Source organism: Cysteiniphilum marinum (genome assembly GCF_014857925.1).
Lineage (GTDB): Bacteria > Pseudomonadota > Gammaproteobacteria > Francisellales > Francisellaceae > Caedibacter > Caedibacter marinus.
In genome coordinates this window covers 77,883-86,995 of the sequence record NZ_JACYVZ010000009.1, presented here as the reverse complement: position 1 = coordinate 86,995, position 9,113 = coordinate 77,883, and the positions used below count along the sequence as shown (strand labels likewise).

General features: G+C 38.3%; 7 protein-coding genes. All 7 read right to left on the bottom strand.

Annotated elements, in window-relative coordinates; translation table 11 throughout:
- A partial coding sequence (locus tag IE867_RS06590; RefSeq protein WP_192483979.1) for an IS3 family transposase occupies nucleotides 1-354 on the bottom strand: 354 nt, incomplete at its 3' end.
- 38 nt (nucleotides 355-392) lie between these two features.
- Nucleotides 393-686 carry a transposase gene (locus tag IE867_RS06585; RefSeq protein ID WP_192483978.1) on the bottom strand — a complete coding sequence of 98 codons (294 nt, stop codon included), beginning with the start codon at nucleotides 684-686 and terminating at the stop codon, nucleotides 393-395.
- A gap of 195 nt (nucleotides 687-881) precedes the next feature.
- A complete protein-coding gene (locus IE867_RS06580) occupies nucleotides 882-2,159 on the bottom strand; it encodes an RHS repeat-associated core domain-containing protein (protein WP_192483977.1) in 1,278 nt (425 codons plus the stop codon).
- A gap of 39 nt (nucleotides 2,160-2,198) precedes the next feature.
- A complete protein-coding gene (locus IE867_RS06575) occupies nucleotides 2,199-3,503 on the bottom strand; it encodes an RHS repeat-associated core domain-containing protein (RefSeq protein ID WP_192483976.1) in 1,305 nt (434 codons plus the stop codon).
- A gap of 43 nt (nucleotides 3,504-3,546) precedes the next feature.
- The gene (locus IE867_RS06570) at nucleotides 3,547-7,419 is read right to left on the bottom strand and encodes an RHS repeat protein (protein WP_192483975.1); all 3,873 of its coding nucleotides are present in this window, start codon (nucleotides 7,417-7,419) and stop codon (nucleotides 3,547-3,549) included.
- Between the two features lie 195 nt (nucleotides 7,420-7,614).
- Nucleotides 7,615-7,770 (bottom strand): hypothetical protein, encoded by a 156-nt coding sequence (locus IE867_RS06565; protein ID WP_192483974.1) that lies wholly within the window; start codon nucleotides 7,768-7,770, stop codon nucleotides 7,615-7,617.
- Nucleotides 7,771-7,798: 28 nt separating this feature from the next.
- On the bottom strand, nucleotides 7,799-9,040 hold the full coding sequence (locus IE867_RS06560) for a hypothetical protein (RefSeq protein WP_192483973.1): 1,242 nt from the start codon (nucleotides 9,038-9,040) through the stop codon (nucleotides 7,799-7,801).
- Between the last annotated feature and the right edge of the window lie 73 nt (nucleotides 9,041-9,113).

Here is a 9,113-nt window from a genome sequence, read left to right as displayed (position 1 = left end):
CGTTACCCATTTCTCATTAGGTTTTTTCGCGTTAAAATCCTGTTGTAGCAGATTATCACTAACATGTTTATTATGATCAGAATCCGTTGTCACCTTATATCGTCGTGCCGCTTTAGAAACAAGCCCCATCAGTTTCATGCGCCTAGATACTCTCTCTTCTGTAACCTTCCAACCCTGGTCTTGTAAAGTACGATGGACACGTGTTGCACCATATCTCGCCTCATGCTCATTAAAAACAGCTACGATCGCTTTGTCTAACTGATTATCATTGACCTGTCGTTTGCTAATAGGCGTTTTTAACCAGCGATAATAAGCTGATGTACTAACACCAGTGACTTTGCATAATGTTGACACGGGAAGTTGTGACCTATACTGATAGACGAATGCGTACTTTACGTGTTGTGGTTCGCAAAGTACGCTGCTGCCTTTTTTAAAATTTCACGCTCCGTTTCCGCTTGTTTTAATTTTCGTTTTAACTGAGCATTTTCAGCAGTCAGTTGCTGATAACAGGTTTTATAATCAATTTTTTCTGGTGGTTGGTCAGACATGCTCTGTGCTATCCAGCTGCATAGTGTTTTATAGTTTATACCCAGATTATCCGCTATTTGTTTACGATTAGCATCTTTTTCTAGAGCTAATTTAACTGATTCATTTTTAAACTCTTGTGTGTAGCGAGATTTTGCCATTTTTCTGCTCCTCATTCTGGTGGACTTACTGTCCCAAATTGAGGGGGTACATCAATATTCGGGCTTGATCCGAATATCCATGATTACCAATAAACTATTGTTTAAGTACTTATATCAAAACATACAACCTAATCAAGGCACGAGATTATCCGCTTCTATCTAAATTTCTACAGGCGAAATAAACGTTCATTTCAATCATAACTCAGATATATCTCCACTAAGCAAAGCACCAAATATTGGTGTCTTTAAATTAAGATAAGTAAACCTCATCGCTTTTGCTAACCTACTATTGGGATAATTGCCTAAGTAAGTTTGTGAGAATCCAGAATATGCGCCCATAAGTGGTGCCGCAGCAAGATTAATTCCTGTATTTTTCCAGTTAATATCATGACTAATTGCACTATTAATCGTATTGCCTGTCATACCAACCGCACCATTAAGTGTTGTTCTTAATGCCCCATAGACAATTTTTTTAAACATGCCATCAACCTCGCCCATTCTAGCACTTACCCACCCATAGATTCGACCTCCTGCAAACCCTGCTGCACCATTGATTAATGTAAATCTTGTAAAGTCACTCAAGTTAAAATGATTTCCATCTTTGTCTTGATATGTTTTCAACCCCGAACCAACACCTAATAAAAGATTTGATCCTGCACTACTTCTAGTCACTTTAGCAGCATTTAACTCTTCACTACGGATATCTACACTATTGATGTCTACATCTGCTTCCTCATCGACAGATAGTTGTCTAGCTTGTCTAGATAGCAAAGCTTTTCTCCCTAATGGAAATATACTATCTTGAGCTGAATAAACACCGATCATACCGCCTATAGCCATAGCAAAATCACCAGCTGCAGCATAGTACCTATGATGAATGATGTCACCAATACCAAACAAAATATTAGAAACACTTGCTCCTGTTTCAGCTAACACAATCAACGAGGTGCCATTTGTAACAGGTACACTAGCTAAAGATACAACAACTGTCATTAACAGCCCAATAGTGTTTAAACTGATATGCCCAGTTGGATCAATATTCATAATTGGATTGCTATCGGCAAAATTATATTTATTCCATACATTGGCACTATCTTGTGCGATAAATCGTTGTATTCCCATATCATAATCACGTGCTCTTAAATAGACTAAATCAGAACTAGGATCCTGATATTCACCATTGTAGCTAAAGTTAGTTGCTACATTAGCATTGAGCGTATTAGGATGCTCGCCATAGGCTTGATAATCTGTCGTATCATTGATAGTAGCTACTGCATTGCTATTAATTGGTTTATTCAAAGTTAAGCTATTACTTTTTCCATCATTCACATAGTAAAGACTGATGCTCAGTCTTGCTGTATGAGCGTAACTTATTTGTGTTGTTATTAATGCTATAAAACAGATACCAATAGTTACAAAAATAATTCGCTGTTTATTCATACTTTCATCCGTAAGCGTTAGTTCTATTGACACTTTCAACAATCATTTGCTTACCGCTATGCAAATGGATCTCTAAACCCAATCAGGCAAATCCTGCCCATGATTAGTCTTATTATAAACAGCATCAGCGCCTGCATAACTCGCCACAAGAAATGGTGTTTTCACGGTCATATACGCCATTCCTGCAGAAGCTGAGCGAAGAAAATTACTTTGAGAAAATCTTACTAAGGGAACATAATTAGTTTGACGAGCAAGCCATTGGGGAAGCCATCTATAGGATCTCATAACCCTGTTTGCCCCACGCAAAAAATAATTTGATGTCTGACTAGCATTTTCAACATAATCTGCAAACTTCAACCCTTTTATCAATCCAAATGCAGCACCACCGCCAAAGTAGTCTAAAAAACCCCACACTCCTTCGTATTTTTTTAAGAATGGTGAAAAATGACTGCCATAGGTGCCAGCCACACCAACAGCACTTAATGCTTCACTAAATAAACCAAAACGCAACTCGGTTTTGCGTGATACACATGAAAAAAACTTTGCCTCATTGGAGTTAGTCACTGTTGTACTATCATCCCCTACAATATCTCCCGCAGCTTCAATTCTTCCAATAAATGCATTCCTTGAGACATCAGGAATTTGAGATAAAGTATTTTCAGTAGCCTGAGCATTCACCGTCAACCCAGTTTCTCCATTAGCAACACTATCATTTGCAGATTGCGTTAATGCTGCAGATGATCCTTCCATCACAGTTGACTCTGCAGCAGCACCAGCTTCAAGCCCCTCTGTGGCAGCTCCTGCTGCCTCTGAAGTCGCAACACCCTCAACACCTAAGGCAGCAAGCTCAGTAATACCCAGATAGCCTCCTGTGAATATAACGCCAGACATAATCAGTGTCATCAAGAGTCCACTTGATGAATGTTTCAATACATTGGTTATAGAAAAATGCCCACTTGGATCAATATTCATAATCGGGTTGCTATCAGCGAAATTATATTTATTCCAAACATTAGCGTTATCTTGTGCGATAAATCGTTGTGTTCCCGCATCATAGTCACGTGCCCTTAAATACACTAAATCAGAGCTAGGATCCTGATATTCGCCATTGTAGCTAAAGTTCGTTGCTACATTGGTGTTGAGCGTATTAGGGTGCACACCATAAGCTTTATAGTCTGTCGTGCCTTTTATAGCAAATGATGCATTGCTATTAGCTGGCTTATCCAAGGTTAAACTATTGCTTTTGCCATTATTCACATAATAAATATCATTTATGCCTGTTGTTAACGGCTCTTGAGCGAAACTGATCTGTGCAGTGAGCATTGCCAGTATACAGTTCGTTATCACCGCAACTTGTTGAGATCGCTTGTTATTCATTCAGCGTAGTCCTTATGAAGATCTGAAGTTACACATATTCAACTTAGCTTACGCTATAAGCATGGATGCGGTTTTTGCCATCAAGAAAAAAGCTAACATTATCAGGGTGTGTTAAGTCATTGACTGCACTGATGGTATCTCCCGTGTAGTAATAACGGTAATGATCCCCTGTCGAGTTGACACGATCTGATCTTAAACCATTGGCATAATAACTATATTCAAGATGCGTCGCTTGATTTTGCACACCAATCAGCTGACTTATGCCATTAAATTGATAGCTTGTGCCCTTGCCATTATCAATCTCGTCACCATTGGCATTATACTTAGGCATGTATGTACTACCGTCCTCGGTATAAGAAACTAGCTGATCAAGATTGTTGTATTGATATGTCGTTATTTTGCCATCTTTGGTTTTGCGAAGAATGTTACCATTACCATCATAAACGAAGCTTGTGCTTGTTATTGGTTGCTTTTGCAAACTATCCGTTTCTTCTTTGATTAACTGATTAAAATCATCATAAGTATAGTGTTTGACATAGTTAACATTGGGATCATTTGGCGCCTTATCCGAAGTTGCGGTGACATCAGTTAACATACCCTTTGCATCAAAGGTATTAACGATATCAAGAAGTGTTGTGCCTAAGCTATCAATTTGTTTTAACTCATGCTCTTGACCAAATGCATCTGCTGTAAATTGCTGTGTATAAATCCCCTGATAATCCTTGGCAATAAGTGCGCCATATTGATTATTCTCGTTTGGCTTATCTTGTGTGCTATACAAATAAGTCACTTTGTCTTGATTGTTACTCACCGTATTGAGCTTGCCATCTTTAAGATAGGTCATTGTTGTTTGTTGAGCATTGACATCCGTGCTTGATAGCAGTTGTCCATATTTATTATATGTTGCCGTTGCCACTTTGCCATCGGGATAGCTAGTCGCCGTTTGTAATCCTGAAAGTGTATAGCTTATCTTAATGCCTTGACCATCTAGACTTTCAAAGACCTTATTGCCATCAGCATCATAGCTGTAATTATAGCTATGTTTACCACTATTATCGGTATATGTTTTAGTAATCAGATTGTCATTTTTATCATAAGCAAAGTGCACCACCGTGCCATCAAGGCGTGCCTCAGTGACTTTATTGCCATCTTGATCATAGCTATAGTTAATCGATTGACCTGCTTGATTGATTTCAGCGATCAGTTCTCCTGTCGCATCATAGCTAAAATGGTCGCGATGCGTAACATCATGATGCCCCCTCGTACTATCACTAAAATCCAATGTTTTTGTTTTATCAAGTACATCATCTAATAGATCATACTCTGCTGTTATCGTTTCTTTGGACTGTCCACTTTGTAAAATCTGACTTTGGGTTTTGCCATCAGGCGTATAGCTACTGGTTAGCGTATTAAAAACGGTCACTGCCCCAGTATTATCATCTACTTTGTTATGTGTTGTTTGCAGCACTTGATTATTACCATCTAAGGTCGATATTTCTTCCAAATGGTAATGTGATTGCAGTGGATTATGACTATTTGGATAGCTCATTGTCTTTAATGGTTTTTTATCTGGGTTATAGATAACCGTTTTAGTTTTGATACCATTGACAAAACTTGTTTGACTTAAGTGCGCAAGATCATATTGCATCGTCGTTACATTACCATCGCTATCGGTTTGAGCCGTTGGCAAAGAAAGTGCATTATAGTTATAACTTGTTACATTACCCAAGGCATCCTTTTTCTGCACTAGCTCACCGTAGGCATTGTAGTGATCAGCTTCTTGCAGTACCATGTCATTGATATTATTAGGATCTGTGTTGCTATACGTTGCTATTTTGTGATTTGATGCGTCATATTGTGTTGCGGTTTTAGCGCCCAAGGGTGAAATTTCTGTTACGGCATTTTGTTTATCTTTTTGGTAATCCTCATATTGATACGTAATGCTTTGCCCTGCTGGCAGTGTCTTTTTCAAGACTCGTCCATCTAAATCATAGCTTGATGTTATGGTATTACCCAGTGCTGAGCGCTTACTCAATAGATCGCCTGTTATGCTATCAATCGTTTGCGTGGTGACACTACCTAAGGCATCAGTGTGTGTTAGTGTTTCTAAGCGCTTACTTAGATCATAGCTAAAGTTATCTTTAACCGTACTTGATGGCACCCCAGCATGACCTGATTGGCTCCACTTCACCGTAGTTTGTATAACATCGCCATGACTGTCATAGTTATAATCGGTACTTTTCCAAGCATTAGTAGCGTTAATACCACCGTCATAAAGTATACTCTGAAGCACATTTTTATGATCATTTGACAAGGTGTTTTGCACAGATTTTGTATCAAATGCATTGGTTAATGGGTTCCACGTCATGTTAGTCGTTGTCAAGGGTTGATTAAAGCTTTGATCATAGGTATTTATTGACTTAGTTGACTCAACCAGTTTTTGTGTCAGAGGATTGTACTTAAAGACATCTGTTGTCAATGTATTGCCATAATTATCGTACGTGTAATTGGTCTTAGTTAATGTCGTATATGCTTTAGTAGTAGCATCATAAATTGCATTCGTCGTAATGATTGGCTTATTATAATTAACTGTTTGCGCATGTTTGTCTGGAATCAATTGATAACTATTTATGGTTTTATACGTTGGCGTATTCTCACTATCCCCTGGCAAATAAACATCTTGCTCAACCGGTTCACTCATCGCATTATAAATCGTCTGTGTTTTACGAATATCCATACTATTACTTGCCGTTGTGCTGTGTTCGGTAACCGTTACCGTATAACGATAATCTGGATTATTACTTTCCATCAAACTGTCTTTATCATCCGATAGTGGATAGCTTGGATATCCAGTGAAGTTACTCTCACTAAAGCCATAGTCTGCTTCTGCCAAGACCTGATCAGCATTAGCATGATCAATATGATTAATTGTTGCCACCGCATTTAAGGTACCTGTTTTACCATCGGATGTTTTAAAGTGTAGATCTTGATAAGTGATGTCTGTTTCCAACCCATTCGGATAGATAATTTGATTAACGACTGGGACGCCGTTACGTGTCTGATAATTTAACTGCGTGATAAAGCCTAACGCATCGGTATATGATAATATGCCATTTTGATTAAATGCTAAGCTTTGCGTATGCGATCTATTTTGACTATCGATATAACTAACACTTAGTTCATTAGCACTATAACCAAAGTTAAATACTTGCCCCAAGCTATCGGTAATCGATTTTAGATAATTATGCTGAACACCCATCTCTGGATCATTATAATCATATCGAATATGATTACCAAAACGGTCCCCCTTGGCAATCAGCTTGCCCGTTGCATCAAAGTAATCCAACGAACCATCTGGCATACTCAAGAGATAGCGATAAGCTCTTGAGTCAGCGAAACTTGTAGGTAATGGCGTATTGGTCAACATATCTTTAAACAATACACCATGTTGATTCAAATATTTAAGCCCTGATTGATACCCTGTGCTATCACTCCAATTAAAATCAATCACATAGGTTCTGCCATTAAATGTCACGGATTTTCCTGGCACCACATAGTCAATATTAAATTGCCAATCATTAGGAAGCCCTAACATTCCAGAGCTGCCCGCACTGAAGCTCACACTGACATCTAAAGGAATAAAGCCTTTAACCGATAATAATGGCAATGTAATACTCAAAGCACCCGTTGCTGGATTGACACTCTCACTTAAGCTTTTAATCGTTTTATTATTCGCTTGCGAACCTTTGTAGTTTGATTTCTCACCATCTTGAGATGATGTGCTTCTTGGGCTTTTAAATGATGCTTTATTATGATGAACAGCAACTGGTGCTGATACGTTTTCGGCACTCGTCCCATAGCTAACAGCTGACAAGAAAATGACGCTCATCAGGCTTAACTTAAATTTATGAATCATCTAAAACCTCAATATCAATTATTTGGATTAAATGTAATGTGTTTTTTTAAGCGCATACCTATTCTCCTATTTATATTCGCTTAATACATAATGATCAATATCCACTTATCAAATGACGCAAATCCCCTAGCGCATATCCTTTAACCCATATCAAAGTGGCTTAAACAATAGACACAACTATAAATCAATATTTGCTCAAAAGCAGCCAAACGGCAGGATGTGATCAAAACCATTTACACCTACAGATTTAGCACTTGCTGTTGTCACTATTTCTTTTTGAGTAACTAACTGACAATATCCATTCAAATACGTTGTGCTAGCTATTAGCAATGCTAAAACTAATGCTGACAATATATTTCTCCTTAACATATGATACCTCTTATGATGGATTAAAAGTTATCGTTTCATCACTACAAACACCCTCTGGACAAAGCGAAGTATTTTTATCACCACCATCTGCAGGAGACAATGTAACACTACCCTCATTACTACTTAGCTGCAGCTTATACACACCATCAACTTTACCCTCACCTTGACTAATCAATGAATTTGGTTTGAGCGTCATGTAATGTATTTGACCTTTGGGGTCACTCATACTAATGCTAATAGTTGCACTATTAATCGCTGTGCCTTGTTCGTTTTTTATCAAGCCATCGCAATCACTGTTTTCCTTCGTTTTAAAGTAAAATGCTTTAGCAACACAACGAGTTCCAGAATCTCCCTCTTTAAAGTTAATCACTCCCAAATCCAAATCAGAACCAATATGCTCACTAATTGTGCTCTGTGTGTCAATTTTAGGATATAGCGTTATATCATCTTGCTCCAAATTGGAAAAGTCATCTAATTTAAATTGATAGGCTATATCTGAAGTCGCAGATGTTGGTAGGTTGACACACAAGTTAACTTTGGCTTCTAAAATATTTGGAAGCAGATAAAACATTCCATCAGTACTTGATGTATACGATTTTGGCAAACTCCATTGACCATTACCTTGCACAGGAATAATGCACGCTATGCCAGCATTATTCGCATCATCCTGTGTGGCTTTCAGACTTACATGGTCATATTTCTTCGCACCTTTATCCTGATTTGGTATTATTATATCACTGGCGCTTATAGCTTTATTAGACATTTTGCTATGTAATTCAAACGTACCTGCACTATTACGCACGCCAGTCTGAGTTGGGAACGTAGATTCCACACCCATCTCTGCCAAAAGATCCGCCCCACTTGCAACAGAAGTCTTAACGTTAATACTCGGCTTATCCGGCCCTACATGATAACCAGTATATGTATATTGATCTATCGAATAAGCTGTTAGGTTATGAATATTAAATTCGTATTTAGGATTAATACATGACCAATGATCTTCAGACTGCTTAACCCAAGTACCAGCCTCTCCATCACATGGCCATTCGCCTCCACCACAAAAGCCCCAATCAACCCAGAGATAACCCTGCCCATCATTCATCGGATGATCAGATTTATCTGATAAGTGCAGATAACATGGCGGTGTTGCCCAAACCACATCCCCGCCATGTCTTTCACCTCTGTCCATTGCATAACTTGCAGTCGATACAGTCAAAGCAGTTAATACAAACAACATTCTTTTTTTCTTCATTATCACACCTTAAATGATTTATTTTTTGACAGACACTATTTAGCTAGAGTCAATTTCCGAGCAAAGTGTATAA